The sequence below is a fragment of the Novosphingobium sp. PhB57 genome (genome assembly GCF_004342985.1).
Taxonomy (GTDB): Bacteria; Pseudomonadota; Alphaproteobacteria; order Sphingomonadales; family Sphingomonadaceae; genus Novosphingobium.
The window spans coordinates 100327-117870 of the sequence record NZ_SMBO01000003.1 but is presented as its reverse complement, the minus strand read 5'-3'; the positions used below and the strand labels follow the sequence as shown (position 1 = coordinate 117870).

The window sequence follows — 17544 nt, the reverse complement described above, 5'->3', positions numbered from 1 at the left end:
GAGAAAGCACCGGTTGCGGCACCTGCGACTCGCTCGCCAATGGCGACGGCTGCCCCCATGCCTGCGCCGCACGTCACCACGGTGACATGCGGCAAGGTCTCTGCAGCCGAGAGGTGATGGACGCCGCGGCGGACGCGCTGTTCGAACGGTTTATTCTAAGGGCGTGAAGGGATCGCTGGTCGTCGCCTGACCAACCTCATCGAGCCGTCCGGCAAGGCGGCGCTGCCAGAGGCTGCCCTGCGCGGCCGTGACGGTGACATCGTACCAGCCGCGCGTTTCGCGCAAGGACAGGCGGGCATGGCCGCCCTTCAGCGCCGCTTCCTTGCGCTCTCCCTTCAGGCCGAGTGACAGGACCTGCAGACCGGCCGCCTTCGGCGCAGCGGACCGCAAGGACAGGCTCGCCCCGCCAAGCCGCCACGTCAGGTCCGGCGATGGATCGTCGCGGTGACCCACGAAGTGGCGGTGGAAGCCGTTCGGCCCCAGCACCCAGAGATCGTAGCCCCCCGATGCGCTCCAGCCCCAGCGACCGTCCAGTGCCTGGCCAGCGCTCACGGTGTAGCGGCGAGGTGGAGCCGAAAGCGCGTGCCGATCGTAGACGTGGAAAACGGCGCCCGCACCCTCAGCCGAGAATTGCAGGAGGATCCCGCTTTCGCCCAACCGGTCGGACACTTCCAGCCGGTAGGGCAAAGCGCGCGAGGGCCTGAGGCCCGGCTCCTGCCAGAGCATCTCGTCCGTGGGCGGCGCGACCGGATCGGGCTGGCGGCCCACGGCCGCGGCGCGCAGGGCGTCCGCACCGGGGTCCGGCAGGGGGCCGAACGGGTCCCGATCTGCCGCCGTGAAGTCGAAAGCGGAAGTCAGATCGCCGCACACGGCACGGCGCCAGGGCGAAATGTTCGCCTCGTGAATGCCGAAACGCGTCTCCAGGAAACGGATCACCGAAGTATGGTCGAACACTTGCGAGTTGACCCAGCCGCCACGGCTCCACGGCGAAACGACATACATCGGCACGCGCGGGCCAAGGCCATAAGGACGCCCCCGGAGTTCCGGCAAGTCAATCTTCGCCTCGCCGGGGGCGGAGCGCTCATGATATTCACCGGCGAGGTCCACGCTGGAGGCGCCCAGCACTGTCCCGTCGGACAGACGGGAAGGCGGCGCGGGGGGCGGCGCATGGTCGAAGAACCCGTCGTTCTCGTCGAACATCACGAGCAGGACCGTGCGCGCCCAGACGCGCGGATTGGCGGTCAGGGCATCGAGCACCCGCGACGTATAGACCGCGCCCTGTGCCGGGCTGGAGGGGCCGGGATGCTCGCTGCTGCGCGCGTCCGCGACGATCCAGCTCACTTGCGGCAATTGGCCTGCCACCACGTCGGACCGCAGCCGGTCTAGCGCCTGGGTGGTGAGGGCCCGTTCTTTCAGGGCCGGATCGCCCTTGCCCCGGTGCGCCTCGCGATAGGCGCGGAAGCCGACCAGAGGATTGTCGGTGAAGTTGTCCGCCATGTCCTGGTAGATGCGCCAGTCGATCCCCGCCGCCTGGAGGCGCTCGGGCACGGTGGTCCAGAGATAGTCGTCGGCCGCACCGCCCTTTTCCGGAAATTCATCGTGCGAATTGCCGATGGCAGGGCCGCCCGCCCGCCCCTGCGGGTCGTTGGTGCCGCTCCAGAGGAACAGGCGGTTGGTATTGGTGCCGGTCTGGATCGCGCAGTGATAGGCGTCACAGATGGTGAAGGTTTCCGCCAGCGCGAACTGGAAGGGAATGTCGGCGCGGCGATAGTGGCCCATGGCGCGCTGGTGCTTCGCCTCCGGCCAGTTACCCATGCGGCCCTCGTTCCAGGCGGCTTGGGCATCCGGCCAGGTGTGCGGCGTGCTCTCCACCCGCATGAGATCGAATTCGCGCCGGGTGTCGAGATGGAAAGGCGCAACCATCCTTGCGCCGCCGGCGGCATGACGGTCCTGCTGCTGCCAGACCTTGCGTTCGCCGCCCATGCCGCTCGCAGCGCCCGTCGCCGTGCCCGTTCCTGCACCGGAATCCGGCGCGACCAGCGGGATCGGCAAGCGGTCAGCAAAGCCGCGCACGCCGCGCAAGGTGCCGAAATAATGATCGAAGCTGCGGTTCTCCTGCATCAGGATCACCACATGCTCCACATCCGCGATCGTTCCGCTGCGCATGTCGGGCGCGATGGCCGCCGCGCGGGCGATGGACGCCGGAAGACCTGCCAGCATGGCGGTTCCGGCTCCGGCAAGAAGCGATCGGCGGGAGAGATCGGCCATCGAGTATCCTCAGGGAGAACCGGGAGCATGGGGCTTTGCAGCTGCCACACTCCCGGTCTGCAATTTCAGTTCAGAAGTCGAACGTCAGCGATGCGGTTACCGTGCGCGGTGCGCCGAGGAAAGCCGCGCCGCCGCCGCCGCCGCCCAGATAGCGCTTGTCGGTGATGTTGGTCGCCTGGAGCGTCACCGCCATGCCGCGCAGCTTGTCCGAGAAGTCGGCAAGGTCAACCCCGATATAGCCGCCCAGCAGCGTGTAGGACTGCGCCACTTCGCCGCCCACGGTATCGATGAAGCGATCGCCGACGAACTTGGTCGAGAGACCGGCCTTGAAGAAGTCTCGCTTGTAGTCGGCCGAGAGCACCCACATGTTGCGCGGCGAGCTTTCGACCTGAACGCCCGGCGTGATGCCAACGTCCGCATCCTGCTCGGCATTGCCGGTGCCGATGTAGACGGCGTGGTTGTAGCTGTAGCTGCCCGAAAGCATCAGGCCCATCGGCAGGCGATAGGCCAGCGCCGCCTCCACGCCGCGGCTGCGCACGCCGCCGACGTTGAGATAGACGCTTTCCTGCTGCTCCAGATAGTCGATGCCGGTGACCAGGTTGGAAGAGATCGAGACGATATGGTTGTCGAACTTGATGTCGTAAGCGGTGATCGAGGCCTGGACGCGCGGCGTGCTGTAGCGGGCGCCCACTTCGATGCTGTCGGCCGTTTCCGGCTTGATGCGATCGATCACTTCCTGCGATTCGCCCAGAACGCCGTTGCTGATGGCCGAGAAGTTCTGCGCATAACCGGCGAAGAATTCCAACCCGTCGATCGGTGCCTTCCAGGTCAGGCCCGCCGAGATCAGCGGATCGGAATGCGAGGTGATGCCGGTGCTGACCTGATCATCGAACAGCTCGGCCCGCGTCTGCTTCAGGAAGTATTGCTTGATGCCGAAAGCCGCCGTGAGGTTGCCGTAAGTCACGGCGTCCTGCGCGTAATAGACGAATTCGTTAGTGTCGTAGTCGGTGCTGAACTGGACCCAGTAGGGCGTCGTGTCATAGGCCAGGCCGAGCAGCGGGTTCTTTACACGGTGCCAGTCGCGAACCTGGTTGGCATTGACGTTCTCGTACCAGGCGCCTGCGCGCAGGGTATTGGTGATCGCGCCGAAATCATGGGTCCAATCGGCGTCAGCGGTGAAGCCGACGCGGTCGTTTTCGTAGTGGGTGTGGCGGTAGGACATCGCGCCGGTGGCATCGGCGGCATAGCAGCTCGGCGAATACTGGGCCGGGATGCCGGCCGTGCCGGTGCAACCTGCGATCATGGTCGCCGCAGCGCCGGTGGGCGTCAGGAAATAGACCTGGCCCAGCGCGCTGCCGCCGATCACGGTGGAGCCGCCCGCATATTCGCTCTCGGTCGCCCCGGCGCCATCTGCGGTCACATCCACGAGATAGGGCGGAAGCCAGTCACCCCGGCCGCGCATCCGGTGGTAGTAACCGGTCAGCGAGAGCTTCACTTCGCCCAGGTCGACCTTTCCGCGCAGATAGCCGAACAGGTTCTTGCGCAGTGCACGCGAACCGGCGCGGTAGTTCTGGTCGATATAGGGAATGCCGGTCCAGTTGTCGGTATAGACGTCGTGGTCGGGATCGGCCTCGAACTGCGCCAGCGAGACGGAGCCGAATTCGGATTCGTCGGCATCGTCGTAGGACAGGAAGCCGGTCAGATTGACGTTGGAGAGCGTGCTGGTGATCTTGGCGCTCAGGTGGTCGCGGCTGGTCTTGCCGGCGCCGCCGATCCAGTCGTGCGCCTTGGAGTGCGAGGCGCTGATATAGGCGCGGGTATCGGGTGCGAACTCACCGGTATCGACGCGGGCATAGAACTTCTGCGCGCCATAATCGCCCGCTGCGCCCGAAAGGCGAACGCGGAAGTCGTTCTCGGGATCGGAGGTCACGTAGTTGAGCGTACCGCCGAGCGCTTCGTTGGAGCGCGAAGAAATGTCGGCGGTGCCCTGGGACACTTCTACCGTCCGCAAGTCCAGAACGTCGATGTAGCGGTTCGCCTTGGAGCCGCCGCCATAGCCCGAGCCGCCGTTGGGCAGGCCGTCGATGGTGGTGCCGATCTGCGTGAAGCCGCGGATGGAGATGGAAGTCGCCCAGTCCGACGAACCGAAAGCATCGCCTTCCGAAACGAAAACGCCCGGAAGCTCGTTGATGACATCGTTCACGCTGGTCAATGCCGACTGGCGCTCGATCATCTCAGGAGTGACGCGGGTATTGGCGAAGTGCACAGCCTCGCCGGTGACGACGATGTCCTCGTTCGACGCCGTGTCACCGCTGTCGGGCGCTTCCGCGGTCGGCGCTGCCGCCGCATCCTCGGCGTGCGCCTGCGTCGTTGCCGCAGCGATCGCGAGGATCGCCGTTCCGATCATCCATGTCTTCATTTCTGCTTCCCCTGAAGATGCAGCACCCTGGCCTCGGCCATTCAGCCGTTGACGGCGAGCTAGGCGCCTCCGATTACAGGTCTGTGACATTTTGTGGCTTTGCTGGATTAAATCCACATAGACCGCCATGATACGGGCAAGAACCCACTTGCCCTCACAAGCACAAACAAGCATGGTCGGCAGGCACGTTCGTCAGGGGGAAACTGCATGATACAGGCCGACCGCATTTCCGCGATCCTGGCCGCGTTGGACGAGCGAGGGTCCTGTTCGATCTCCGAACTGGCCCTGCGCTTCGACGTCTCGGAGGAGACGATCCGCCGCGACGTGCGGCAGCTTGAGGCGAACGGTTCGGTGATCAAGGTGCATGGCGGCGTCACCCTGCCCGCCCCGCGGCTGGAAGCGCCCTATCGCAAACGCCTTCGCGAGCAGCTCGAAGCCAAGCGCTCGATCGCCCGCCACGCCGCGGGCCTGGTGCAGGACGGGATGACGGTGTTCATCGATTCCGGCACCACTTCCTTCTGGGTGGCGCAGGAACTGGGGCATCGGAAAGGGCTCACCCTGGTGACCAACAGCGTCGAAGTGGCGGCGGACCTGCTGGGCCGTTCCGACCACCGCGTCTTCCTGGCGGGCGGCATGCTCAATGCCGACTACCGCGCGGCTTTCGATGCCGACGCGGTCCGCATGGTCCGCGGTTTCCTGCCGGACATCGCCATCTTCTCCATGGGCGCCATCGACGCGCACCATGGCTTTCTCGATTTCGATCCGGACGAAGCCGCGTTCAAGCGGGCCCTTCTGGACCGCGCGCGGCGCATCGTCGTCGTGGCCGACCACGCCAAGTTCTCACGGGTGGGCACCGTCCATGTCGCGGACTTCGGCCAGATTCATGACCTCGTGACGGATCTGCCGCCCCCGCCGCCGCTCATCGACGCTGCAAGAGGCGGCGGGACGGCGATCCACCTCAGCGAGCCGGCCCTCCAGGGCGGCTGACGGCGCGGCGCTCAGGAACTGCGCAGCGGAATCACGGCCAGGCTGTCGGAAGAGGTAAGGAACAGGACCTTGCCGCCCTTCCCTATCGCGCAATTGGCGATCGCCTTGCCCGTCTCGATCACGCCGAGCAGCCGCGCGTCGGCCGTGCAGACGTGGACGCCGCCCGGCCCTGTCGCGAAGACGTGCCCGGAGGCGCCGACCTTGATCCCGTCGGGCAGCCCCGGCCGGCCGGCATCATGCTGCGCGCGCATGTCGAGGAACTGGCGGCTTTCACCGATCATTCCGTCCGCGCCGAGTGGATAGGCCAGCACTTCGGGACGGGTCTCGTCCGACAGCGACAGATAGAGCGTCCGCTCATCCGGCGAGAGCGCGACGCCGTTGGGGCGGCGATGGCTGCGGTCCAGCAGGTCCACCCGGCCGTCCGGCGACAGACGATATAACCCGCACCACGCCACTTCGCGCAGCGGCGAATCGTCGCCTTCCGCCAGGCCATACGTCGGGTCGGTGAAATAGATCGCGCCGGACCTGGCGACGCAGAGATCGTTGGGGCTGTTGAAACGCTTGCCGTCAAAACGGTCGGCCAGCGTTTCCCGCTGGCGCGTGGCGAGGTCGATCCGCACGATCGCCCGCGAGCCGCTGTCCGCCGCAATCAACCGCCCTCGCGCATCCAGCGCCAACCCGTTGAGCCCCGGCTCCCGGATCGCGGCAGGGACCGGCGTCTGCAGTCCCGAGGGACGCAGGAATATCTCTACGCCCTTTGCCGCCGTCCAGCGGTGGACTGTATTGCTTGGCGGATCGCCGAAGAGCAGGCAGTTGCTGCCGGGAACCCAGACCGGGCCTTCCGCCCAGCGAAATCCTTCGGCAAGACGCGTCACCGAAGCGCCGGGCGCGACGATCCTGTCGAGCGCCGGATCGAGGCGGCGCACAGTGCCGATCGCCGGCGCCTTGGCCTCGGCACCCACCGCGTCGAGCAGCGGCACGGCGGCGAGGCCGGCCAGCATCATGCGGCGATCGATCATGCCTTCAGCTCGACGATGCGGCGCTCCGCCGCCGATCGATAGATCGCCTCTATTATACGCATGTCCGCAAGTCCTTCTTCGCCCGCGACGATGGGGGCGCCGCCGGTCAGCACGCATTCGGCGAGGTGATCGAGCTGCCCGGCGAACTGATTACGCGCGGGCGGCGGCAGCGTCCTCGGTGCAGTGACACCGTCCTTGCGGATCGTCATCGCCTGTCCGGTGTAGGGCGTGGCCGGCTCCATCGCGATCCACCCCTGGGTGCCATGCACGCGGTAGGCATTGTGCGAAGAACTGTAACTGGAGATGCAGTTCGCCTGCACGCCCGATGGGAAGCGGAGCACGAAGCTGACGCGGTCCTCCACGGTGCGGAAACGCGGATCGGCACGGTCGGTCGATTCCACCGCGCTCACTTCCACCGGCTCCTCGCCGGTGAGGTAGCGGGCGGCGTTGAGGCTGTAGATGCCGATGTCCATCATCGACCCGCCACCGGAAAGCGCCTTGTCCAGCCGCCATTGATCGGGCTGAATGGGAAAGCCGTGCTCCGCCGTGACGAGCCGCGTCGGACCGACATGACCGCCCCGCGCCAATTCGATCGCCAGGCGGTTGTAGGGTTCGAACCGCGAGCGATAGCCGATCATCAGCTTCTTCCCGGCCTTGCGACAGGCCGCGATCATCGCCTGACATTCCGCCACCGAGGTGGCCATGGGCTTTTCGCAAAGGACATGCTTGCCCGCCTGAGCGGCGCGGATGGTGTATTCGGCATGGAGACTATTGGGCAAGACCACATAGACCGCGTCGATATCCGGGTTGTCGCGGATGCGGTCGAACTCGGCATAGTTGTAGCGATGCGTCCTGGGGATGCCGTATTGCGCGCCGTACTGCTCCAGCTTGGACGGCGTGCCGCTGACCAGCGCAACCAGCCGCGACTGTTCGCAATTGGCGAAGTTCGGCAGGATCTGCCGGGTGGCGTAGTAGCCCAGGCCGACGACGGCATAGCCGATCTTGCGCGGCGCCGCGAAGGCCTGCGCAGAAAACCCCGCAGCGACTCCCGCCGCCGCCAGTCCCGCGCCCATTCCCAGAACCTCGCGCCGCGAACCTGTCGTCATCGTCCTGTCCCCACGTTGCCGTTCCTGCCCCACGACGGATGCGCGATCACGCGCGCGCCAGACGTCCCGCCGCGATGGCGACCTGCGTTCGGTTGCGCACGTTCAGCTTGCGCATGAGCGCCGTCATGTGGACCTTCACCGTCGCCTCGGCCATGCCGAGTTCATAGGCGATCTGTTTGTTCAAAAGCCCCGAACGCACGCAGCGCAGCACTTTAAGCTGGGTCGGCGTGAAATGGAGCGGTTCGGCCGGAGCCTCCCGCGCGGCAACATCCTGACTGACGGGAACCGTGCACAGATCTGCAACCAGGTGCATCTCTTTCTCTCCCCTAAATGACTCGGTTCTTGAGGTACCGCGCATGCCCGCTGAGAGCCTGCCGCACCGGAGTTCGTTAAGCCTAGTGATAATGGAATCAGTCTGACAGGTTCAAGAGAAATCTTACCTCTCACACTAAATTGTCTAGAATATGCCGATCTTCCAGCTATAACCTGTCCAACAGGTTTGGGTGGTATTGCCAACCCGATCACAAAGCAAAGACTAGGGAGAGGCGAGGGATGACCCTGTCATTTCGTCGAGCGCGGGCGTGTGGCCCATGGAAGAATGTCCGATTCCCCGCAGCAGCATCGACCGCATCGGAATCGCAGGCATCATGACGCCGGAAGACATCAGGCTCGTCCTGTCCGCCATCGTCGGCATCGCGCTGTCGATTGCGCTCATCGTCCGCGGGCGACTGCATCCTTTCGTGGGACTGCTGTGCGGCGCCTTCACCGTCGGCGTGCTGGCCGGCATACCGCTGGATGAAACGGCAAAGGCCGTGGAGAAGGGCGCCGGCTCGATCCTGGGTGGCACCGGCCTGGTGGTCGCCCTGGGTCTCGGGCTTGGCGCCATGTTGCAACTGTCGAACGGCGCGGCCGGGCTGGCGCGAGCCGCGCTCGGCGTGTCGGGCGTCAAGGGCGCGCCCTGGGCCAGCCTCTTCACCGCACTGCTGATCGGGCTGCCGCTGTTCTTCGAGACCGGACTGGTGCTGCTGCTGCCGATCGTCGCCTCGGCCGCGGCGGCGCTGCCCAAGGGCCAGGACGATGACGCTTCCAAGCTGCGGCTGATGCTGCCGGCACTGGCGGGTCTCTCGGTAGTCCACGCCCTCGTGCCGCCGCACCCCGGACCGCTGCTCGCCGTGAATGCCCTTGGCGCCAACCTCGGCCTCACCCTGGCTTACGGCCTGCTGGTGGGCATTCCCACCGCGATCATCGCCGGCCCGGTGCTCGCCCGCTTTACCGCGCCCGGCGTGAAACTCAGCCCGCCGCTGCTCGCGCCCGAGACGATCGACGTGGCGACGCCCTCGGTCGGCCGCACCCTCACCGCGGTCCTGCTGCCGGTGGTGCTGATCGCCGCGGGACAGGCCGTCGCCATCGCTCCGCCAGCGGTCGCCGCGAAGCTGGCCTGGCTCGGCTGGGTGAGCGATCCCGTCATCGCCCTGCTCATCGCCAACCTCGTTGCCCTGCCCCTGCTGTTCGGAGGCCGCCTCGGCGAGCGCCGCATTCAGGACGCGATCTGGCTGGAGGCCATGGCGCCCGCGGGCGGCATCCTCCTGGCCATCGGCGCCGGCGGTGCGCTCAAGCAGGTCCTCGTCACCGCCGGTCTTTCGGACATGCTGGTGCGTCTGGCGGGCGGCGGGGCGATCTCGCCCTTGCTGCTGGCCTGGGGCGTCTCGGTCTGCATCCGCCTGGCCACCGGCTCGGCCACCGTGGCGACGATCACCACGGCCGGCGTCATGGAAGGACTGGTCGCCAGTTCGGGCGTAGAGCCCGAATGGATGGTACTGGCCATCGGCGCGGGCTCGCTGTTCTTCTCGCACGTCAACGATCCGGGCTTCTGGCTGGTGAAGAGCTACCTCGGCACGGACATGCCAGGAACGTTCCGCACATGGTCGATCATGGAAACCGTGGTCGCCGTGGTCGGACTGCTGCTGGTGCTTGCGGCCAGCAGCATCATCTAACAAAGGACCATCCCGGTAACCGGCCCGCACTGGCGGGCCGCCGACTGCAAACGATGATGGACAAACAGGAAACTCGATGAACCAGACGCGGCTTTCCGATCAGGCCTATGCGGGCATCGTCGAGATCATCAAGTCCAGGAACCTCGGGGTCGGCTCACGCCTGCCGTCCGAGGCGGGCCTGGCAGAGATGTTCGGCGTATCGCGCGCCATAGTGCGCGAGGCCCTGGTGCGGCTGGCCTCGGACGGCATCACCGAGGCGCGGCGCGGAGCAGGCTCTTTCGTCAAGAGCCGCCCTTCCGAGCGCCTCGCCGCCTTCATGCCGATGGCAGAGCTTCCCGCCACCCTGGGCAGCTACGAAGTACGGTTCGTTCTGGAAGCGGAGGCCGCCCGCCTGGCCGCCACCCGGCGTACTTCGGTGGAAATGGTCCATGTCGAGGACGGCATGGAATTGCTGCGCAGTGCCCTGCTGTCCAACGCGCCCGCCCATGCCGAAGACATGGAGCTGCATCGCCGCATCGCGGCCGCCACCGGGAACCCGGCGTTTCTGGTCGCTTTCGATGCGCTCTGGTCCGATGTCGAGAAGATCATGCGCGCCGGCGTGGACATCTCCCGTTCGCGCCCGCCCGAAGTGATCGCCACCATGCTGCGCGAACACGAAGTCATCGTCGAGGCCATTCGCGCACAGGATGCCGAAGGGGCCGCCCTGGCGATGCGCTGGCACCTCTGGGAGGGGCGCCGCCGCCTGATGCCCTGAACCTGAGAAAGGCCCCACAGGCCTTGCCAGGCGGCGTGGGGGCGTGTGCCGCCAGGCGATGTGGGGGTGTGTGCCGCCAGGCGGCGTGGGGACTGCGCCGAAGGCCTGGAGGTTCAGCCGCCGCGAAGCATGCGAAGCACGGAATCGCGCAGGATTTCCGGTGGCTGTTCGCTGGGGAGCACCACGGCCTGCTCGCGGTCCAGCGGCCCTTCGAGCGTGGCGAGCTGGCTGTCCAGCAGGCTGGCAGGCATGTAATGCCCCGGCCGGTTCTCCAGCCGCGTGAAGAGATCGTCGCGGCTCGCTTCCAGCAGCACGAAGCGGGCGCCCGCCTCGATGGCCGCACGCAAGCGGTCGCGGTAGACCAGACGCAAGGCCGAGCATGCCACGATCACCCGGCCATTCTCGCAAACCGCCTCGTCCGCCGCCCGGCCCAGGCGGTCGAGCCAGGGCCAGCGGTCTTCGTCGGTCAGGGCATGTCCGGCGCGCATCTTCGCCACCGCTTCGGGCGAGTGATAGGCATCGCCTTCCAGAAAGGCGCAATCGAGCGCCTCGGCCAGCAATGCGCCGAGTGTGGACTTGCCACAACCGCTGACGCCCATGACGATGATCGCGCCGCGAGGAAAGGCGCTTCCTGAGGATTTTGGCAAAACGGGGTCCTTGCAGCCCGGGCGATGCCGCAAAGCGCACCGCGATGATGGGCGACCTATAGAAGCGCGGCGACCGACCTGGGAACTACGACCTTTGTCGCAAGTGCCAAGTCCGCGCTTCCGCATTAGCAACAGGCAAAGATAAACCGACAGGGAGGCGGGAAATGATCGGACGCGGCGGAATAACGGCGGCCTTGCTGGCGGCCAGCGCGCTCGTTCCCGCGGGCGGCGCGGCCGCTGCCGTTCTTGAGAGCGGGCCTTCCGTATTTCCTGTCGCCCCGGCCGAACCGCGCGCGGTGACCGTGAAAGCCGCCGGAGACGGCCGCACCGATGACACGGCCGCCATCCAGCAGGCCTTCGACAAGGCGCGCGACGCCAGCGGACACGGCATCGTTTTCCTGCCTTCCGGCCGCTACCGGATCACCCGCACGCTGGTGGTTCCGGCAGGAGTGCGGGTCTACGGCGTCGGGCAGGAGCGCCCCACCATCTTCCTGGCCCCGCGCACCCCCGGCTTCCAGAAGGGCGTATCGACCATGATCGTCTTCGCCGGAGACGATCAATACGCGGTCGGCCAGGTGCCCGTCCCCGTGCCCACCGTGGTTCCGCGCGACAAGACCGTGCGCGACGCCAATTCCGGCACGTTCTATTCGGCCATGAGCAATCTGGATATCGAGATCGGCGAAGGCAACCAGGCCGCCGCCGGGGTGCGCTTCCGCATGGCGCAGCACGCCTTCCTCAGCCACATGGACTTCCGCCTCGGGTCGGCCTTCGCGGGCGTCTACCAGGCCGGCAACGTGATCGAGAACGTGCGCTTCCACGGCGGCCGCTACGGCATCGTTACCGAGAAGACCTCTCCTGCCTGGCAATTCACGCTGATCGATTCCAGCTTCGACGGCCAGCGCGATGCCGCCATCCGCGAACACGAAGTTGGCCTCACCATGGTCAATGTGCTGATCCGCGACACGCCGGTGGGAATAGAGGTCGACCGCGGCTACGGCGATTCGCTCTGGGGCAAGGACGTCCGGTTCGAGAATGTCAGCCGCGCGGGCGTCGTCATCTCCAACGAGAACAACGTCTTCACCCAGATCGGCTTCGAGAATGCCCTTGCCAGCGGCACGCCGGTCTTCGCCCGTTTCCGGGACAGCGGCCGGTCGGTCGCCGGCAAGGGCAAGGCCTACAAGGTCTCCGACTTTTCCTATGGCCTCGCCGTGCCCTCGCTCGGAAGCGACGGCGATTACGCGACGAAGGCGGATATGGAGGCCCTCCCCGCCCTGCCCGCCGCGCGCAAGCCTGCGATCCGCGACTTGCCCCCGATGTCGGAATGGGTCGACGTGCACAGCCTGGGCGTCATGGGCGATGGCCGCACCGACGATACCGCCGCCCTCCAGCGCGCCATCGACACCAATCGTGTGCTCTACCTGCCGGCCGGGTTCTACAAGGTCACCAACCGCCTGACCCTGCGGCCGGACAGCGTGCTGATCGGGCTTCATCCGGCGCTGACCCAGCTCTACATTCCGGACGGCAATCCGGCCCATGCCGGGCTCGGCGCAGTCCTCCCCATCCTCGAAAGCCCGCGCGGCGGAGACAACGTGCTCTCCGGCATCGGCCTGTTCACCGGCCGTATCAACCCGCGCGCGAGCGCCCTGCTCTGGCGCTCGGGCGAGAACAGCCTTGTCGAGGACGTGAAGATCATGGGCGGCGGCGGCACGCCCACGGCCGATGGCAAGCCCCTTGGCTCGCTCGGCGCACGCAGCGGCGATCCGGTTGCCGATGGACGCTGGGATGCCCAGTACCCCAGCATTTGGGTGACCGACGGCGGCGGCGGCACTTTCGCTGACGTGTGGAGCCCGAACACGTTCGCGCAGGCGGGCTTCATGGTGACGAACACCAGCACCCCCGGCCACGTCTACGAGATGTCGGTCGAGCATCACGCCCGCAACGAGATCGTGCTCGACAAAGTGGAGAACTGGGAGTTCCTGGCGCCCCAGACCGAGCAGGAAGTGGGCGACGGGCCGAACGCCGTCTCGCTGGAAATCCGCAACTCGCGCAATCTCCTCTTCGCCAACTACCACGCCTACCGCGTGACGCGCAGCTACCACCCGGCCCGCAGCGCCGCCAAGCTGTTCAACTCGGGCGAGATCCGTTTCCGCAACGTCCACGTCAACGCCGAAAGCGGCTACGCGACCTGCGACGACGAGGGCTGCGGCACCTTCCTGCGTGCCAGCAAGTATCCCTTCGACAATGCGATCGAAGATGTGTCCAGCGGCAGCCTGGTGCGCGAGCGCGAATTCGCCAGCCTCGACATCGGCGCGCCGGGCAAGGCTGCCGGTACGCCCGCGCAGCCTTCCGCGATCCCCGTGGAGAAGCTGGCGGAAGGGTTCTGGTCGATCTCGGGCGCGGCCGCGGATGCCAGGGGTTCGCTCTATTTCATCGACCGCCGCTTCCAGCGCATCCATCGCTGGACTGCGGACAAAGGCCTCGAAGTCGTGCGCGACAACGCGCTCGACCCCGTAAACCTGGCCGTCGATGCCTCGGGCCAGTTGCTGGTCCTGTCCTCGCTCGGCCCGAAGGGGGGCGTCTACGCCTTCGATCCCGATGGCCCGAAAGACGCGATGACCGTGATCGCGCCTACGCCGGTACGCGGAAAATCCGCGGCCCGCACGTTGCTCCCTGTCAACTGGTGGATCAATGGCGAATTCCGCGACCAGATCGATCCGAAGACCTACCAGTTCACCACCCTGGCCGAGATGTTCGCGCAGGATGCCGGGTCCGCCAAGGCCATGGAATATGTCTCGCCCGACGGCAGCCTGGCGCTGCCGGCCTTCCGCGTGTGGCAGCAGGGGCCGGAAGACCACGTCGGCTGGCGTTGGTCGCACAGCCTCGATGCCAACGGCCTGATCGGCGGTAAGCCGGGCGAGCAGGTCTTCGTCACCAACGGTTCGCAGAACATGACTTACAGCGCCACGATCGGCAGCGGCGGCGCTCTGCAGGGCCTCAAGCCCTTCGCCGGTCGCGGCGGCGAGAGCGTGGCGGTAGACCGGCAGGGCCGCGTCTTCGTCGCGAACGGGCAAGTCTACATCTACACGCCGGACGGCAAGGAACAGGCGCGCATCGACGTACCGGACCGGCCGCTCCAGATCCTGTTCGGCGGAGCGGACGGCGGCACGCTGTTCATCCTGACACATCACGCACTTTACGCCGCACGGCCATGAACGAGGCGGCCATGAACGGAACAGGCATGAACGGAACAGGCATGAAAGCCGATCGGCCCGAACATGGTCTGCAAAATGCGTCATCAGAAAAAGGGAGGGTCGTCTTGGGAGAGACGGCCCGGAAGTAAAAGGGGAAGGACGATGAAAATGAGGACAGCAATCCATCGACAGCGCGCCGGGGCCAGCCTCGTTGCGCTCGTCGCCGTAGCCCTCGCCGGCACGGCGCAGGCCCAGGAACAGACGCAGGACGCGCCGGAAACGGCCGCACAGGCTCTTGCTCAGACCACGCCCACGGGCGTCGCAGCCCCGGACCGTCAGGCCGCGGAGATCGTCGTCACCGGCTCGCGCATCACCACCAGCGGGTTCAACGCGCCGACGCCCACGACCGTCATCGGCGAAGAACAGATCACCGCCAACGCCCAGCCGAACATCTTTACCACGATCGCGCAGTTGCCCTCGCTCCAGGGTTCGACCGGCGCGTCGACGGGCACCTTCAGCACGTCAAGCGGCCAGCAGGGCCTCAGCTCGTTCTCGCTGCGCGGCCTGCAGCCGATCCGCACGCTGACCCTGCTCGACGGGCAGCGCGTCGTCGGCGCGAACGTGACCGGCGTGCCCGATATCAGCATGTTCCCTCAGCTTCTCGTCAAGCGCGTGGACGTGGTGACAGGCGGCGCCTCCGCTTCCTATGGCTCCGACGCGGTCGGCGGCGTGGTCAACTTCATCACCGACACCCGGTTCGAAGGCTTCAAGGGCAACATCCTTGGCAGCATCACCAAGTACGGCGACGATGAGACCGCGCTCGTCCAGGCGGCATGGGGCAAGTCGTTCCTCGACGACCGCCTGCATGTGGTGGTCAGCGGCGAGTACGACCACGAAGGCGGCGTCGGCGCCGGAGACTTCGGCACCGACCTTGCGGGCAGCCGCGACTGGTATCGCGCGACCACGCTGATGAACACCGGCCAGACCAACAACGGCCTGCCGCAGTTCAACTATCGCGACTTTGCGCAGCCCTACCAATATGCCCGCTACGGCCTCATCAACAATGGCCCTCTCCAGGGCATCGCCTTCGATGCCAACGGCACGCCCTACAACTTCAACTACGGGTCGAACGGCCAGCCGCTCGGCAATGGCCAGGTCAGCAACTGCTATCGCGGCAACAGCTTCTGCGAAGGCGGCGATCTGTCCGGCGCACCGGGCTCGGGCGCCTCGCTCAAGTCCGCGCTGGAGCGCATCAACGGCTATGGCCGCATCGGCTACGACTTCGCCGAGAACAACGAAGCCTACGTCACCGTCAACATCGCCCAGGTGAAGACCCACAATCAGCCCAGCCCCGGCTACAACCGTCCTTCGCTGACGGTGCAATGCGCCAATCCGTTCCTGCCGCAGCTGGTGCGCGATCGCTGCACCGCCGCGGGTATCACGAGCTTCGGATTCGGCACCAGCAACGGCTCGTTCCCTGATCCGCGCGTCGATACCGACCGCAAGCAGTACCGCTTCGTCGGCGGTCTCAAGGGCGCGTTCGACGCGGTGGGAACCTCGTGGAACTATGACGCCTACTATGAGCACGGCATCACCATCTCGGACATCAGGGTTCGCGACATCGTGCTGCAGAACCGCTACGTGGCGGCGACCAATGCGACCACGCTGAACGGCGCCATCGTCTGCGCCGATCCGGTGGCGCGCGCCAACGGGTGCCAGCCGATCAACATCTTCGGCAACTTCGCACCTTCCGACGCCGCGCTCGCCTATGTCGCCCCGCACGAAAACGGGCCGTTCCAGCACACCAAGCTGACCCAGGACGTCCTCAGCGCGAACTTTTCGGGCAATCCCTTCGATTCCTGGGCAGGCCCGGTCTCGGTGGCGTTCGGCGGCGAATACCGACGCGAGTTCTATCGCGTGAACGCCGACCCCTATGGTGCGGGCGTCTCCGACATCAGCCCCAACAGCGCCGACTATCCGGCCGATCCGCTGCTCAACTCCACGCTCGGCAGCAACTGGGCGGCAGGCAACTACAAGAACGGCAGCGGCAAGTACGACGTCTACGAAGGCTACGTCGAAGTCGACCTGCCCCTGCTCAACAGCGACTCGATCGGCCGCGCCAACCTCAACGGCGCAGCGCGTGCCACGCATTACAGCACTTCCGGTACCGTCTGGACCTGGAAAGTCGGCGGCACCTGGGACACCCCGCTCGACGGCATCCGCCTGCGCGCGGTCACCTCGCGCGACGTCCGCGCGCCGAACCTCTCCGAACTCTTCGCCGCGCCGACGGTCACCACGGTACCGAACTTCAACGACCCGTTCCGCAACCAGGCGGTACAGATCTTCCAGAACACCATCGGCAATCCCAACCTGAAGCCGGAAGTGGCGCGCAACACCGAACTGGGCATCGTGCTGTCGCGCCCCTCGTGGCTGCCGGGCCTCAGCCTCTCGTTCGACTACTACCGCATCAAGCTCGACGGCGTGGTCTCCACCCTGTCGGCCGACCAGATCGTGCGCTTCTGCTTCGAGGGTAATCAGGCCTTCTGCGGCGGCTTCCAGCTGGATGGTCCGCAGGGCACCAACTTCGTCAACGTCCAGCCTTTCAACCTCGCCTCCTGGAAGACCAGCGGTTTCGATATCGAGGCGAGCTACCAGTGGCAGCAGCCGCTGGGCCTGCCTGGCAGCTTCACCGTCCGCGCGCTGGCCACGCATATCCAGAAGTTCATCGTCAGCGCCGGCATCGCGGGGGTCGATCCGGTCGACCAGGCGGGCAACAACGCCGGTGCCACGCCCGACTGGAAGTGGTTGGCGGTGCAGACCTACGACAGCGACCGCTTCAGCCTGACCCTGCAGGAACGCTGGATCAGCGATGGCACGTTCGGCAACCAGTACGTCGTGTGCCAGTCGTCCTGCCCGGTTTCGACCGGCAACCATCCGACCATCGACTACAACACCATGAAGGGCGCCTTCTACGTGGACGTCGGCGCGACGATCAAGTTCGGCGACAACCTGCAACTCTACGGCAAGATCGACAACCTGTTCGACAAGGATCCCGTCGCCTCGCCGCAGACCAACACCGGGCTCGACGTGAACCCGGCCCTCTACGACACCCTGGGGCGGATCTACCGCGCCGGCATCCGCTTCAATTTCTGAAGCTTT

11 protein-coding genes are annotated in these 17544 nt (G+C 66.3%); 5 read left to right on the top strand and 6 right to left on the bottom strand.

Features of this window, described 5'->3' with window-relative positions:
- Positions 1 to 150: 150 nt before the first annotated feature.
- Both EDF58_RS11315 and EDF58_RS11310 read right to left on the bottom strand, forming a co-directional pair.
- Positions 151 to 2268 carry a phospholipase C, phosphocholine-specific gene (locus EDF58_RS11315; protein ID WP_132265511.1) on the bottom strand — a complete coding sequence of 706 codons (2118 nt, stop codon included), beginning with the start codon at positions 2266 to 2268 and terminating at the stop codon, positions 151 to 153.
- 70 nt (positions 2269 to 2338) lie between these two features.
- A complete protein-coding gene (locus EDF58_RS11310; protein ID WP_132265509.1) occupies positions 2339 to 4687 on the bottom strand; it encodes a TonB-dependent receptor in 2349 nt (782 codons plus the stop codon).
- A 207-nt stretch (positions 4688 to 4894) separates the two neighbouring features.
- On the opposite strand from EDF58_RS11310, the gene EDF58_RS11305 reads away from it, so the two are divergent.
- Complete coding sequence (locus EDF58_RS11305) at positions 4895 to 5674, top strand: DeoR/GlpR family DNA-binding transcription regulator (protein WP_132265507.1); 780 nt, start codon at positions 4895 to 4897, stop codon at positions 5672 to 5674.
- Between the two features lie 11 nt (positions 5675 to 5685).
- Here the strand turns inward: EDF58_RS11305 and EDF58_RS11300 are convergent, their stop codons facing one another.
- From EDF58_RS11300 to EDF58_RS11290, 3 genes are read right to left on the bottom strand one after another with little or no spacing between them, the layout of a single operon-like run.
- Positions 5686 to 6693 carry an SMP-30/gluconolactonase/LRE family protein gene (locus EDF58_RS11300; RefSeq protein WP_132265505.1) on the bottom strand — a complete coding sequence of 336 codons (1008 nt, stop codon included), beginning with the start codon at positions 6691 to 6693 and terminating at the stop codon, positions 5686 to 5688.
- Positions 6690 to 7799, bottom strand: coding sequence for a Gfo/Idh/MocA family oxidoreductase (locus EDF58_RS11295; RefSeq protein ID WP_132265503.1), 1110 nt, complete (start codon positions 7797 to 7799; stop codon positions 6690 to 6692). Before EDF58_RS11295 ends, EDF58_RS11300 begins: the two co-directional genes overlap by 4 nt.
- Positions 7800 to 7845: 46 nt before the next feature.
- The gene (locus EDF58_RS11290) at positions 7846 to 8112 is read right to left on the bottom strand and encodes a LuxR C-terminal-related transcriptional regulator (RefSeq protein WP_132265502.1); all 267 of its coding nucleotides are present in this window, start codon (positions 8110 to 8112) and stop codon (positions 7846 to 7848) included.
- 334 nt (positions 8113 to 8446) lie between these two features.
- Between EDF58_RS11290 and EDF58_RS11285 the strand changes: the two genes are divergently transcribed.
- Positions 8447 to 9793: a gluconate:H+ symporter gene (locus EDF58_RS11285; RefSeq protein WP_132266164.1), complete on the top strand. Its 1347-nt coding sequence runs from the start codon at positions 8447 to 8449 to the stop codon at positions 9791 to 9793.
- Positions 9794 to 9869: 76 nt separating this feature from the next.
- Complete coding sequence (locus EDF58_RS11280; protein WP_132265500.1) at positions 9870 to 10547, top strand: FCD domain-containing protein; 678 nt, start codon at positions 9870 to 9872, stop codon at positions 10545 to 10547.
- Positions 10548 to 10660: 113 nt separating this feature from the next.
- Here the strand turns inward: EDF58_RS11280 and EDF58_RS11275 are convergent, their stop codons facing one another.
- Positions 10661 to 11146, bottom strand: a complete 486-nt coding sequence (locus EDF58_RS11275) for a gluconokinase (RefSeq protein WP_132266161.1) — start codon at positions 11144 to 11146, stop codon at positions 10661 to 10663.
- 212 nt (positions 11147 to 11358) lie between these two features.
- Between EDF58_RS11275 and EDF58_RS11270 the strand changes: the two genes are divergently transcribed.
- Both EDF58_RS11270 and EDF58_RS11265 read left to right on the top strand, forming a co-directional pair.
- Positions 11359 to 14406, top strand: a complete 3048-nt coding sequence (locus tag EDF58_RS11270) for a glycosyl hydrolase family 28-related protein (protein ID WP_132265498.1) — start codon at positions 11359 to 11361, stop codon at positions 14404 to 14406.
- Positions 14407 to 14547: 141 nt separating this feature from the next.
- Positions 14548 to 17538, top strand: coding sequence for a TonB-dependent receptor (locus EDF58_RS11265; protein ID WP_132265496.1), 2991 nt, complete (start codon positions 14548 to 14550; stop codon positions 17536 to 17538).
- Positions 17539 to 17544 lie beyond the last annotated feature (6 nt).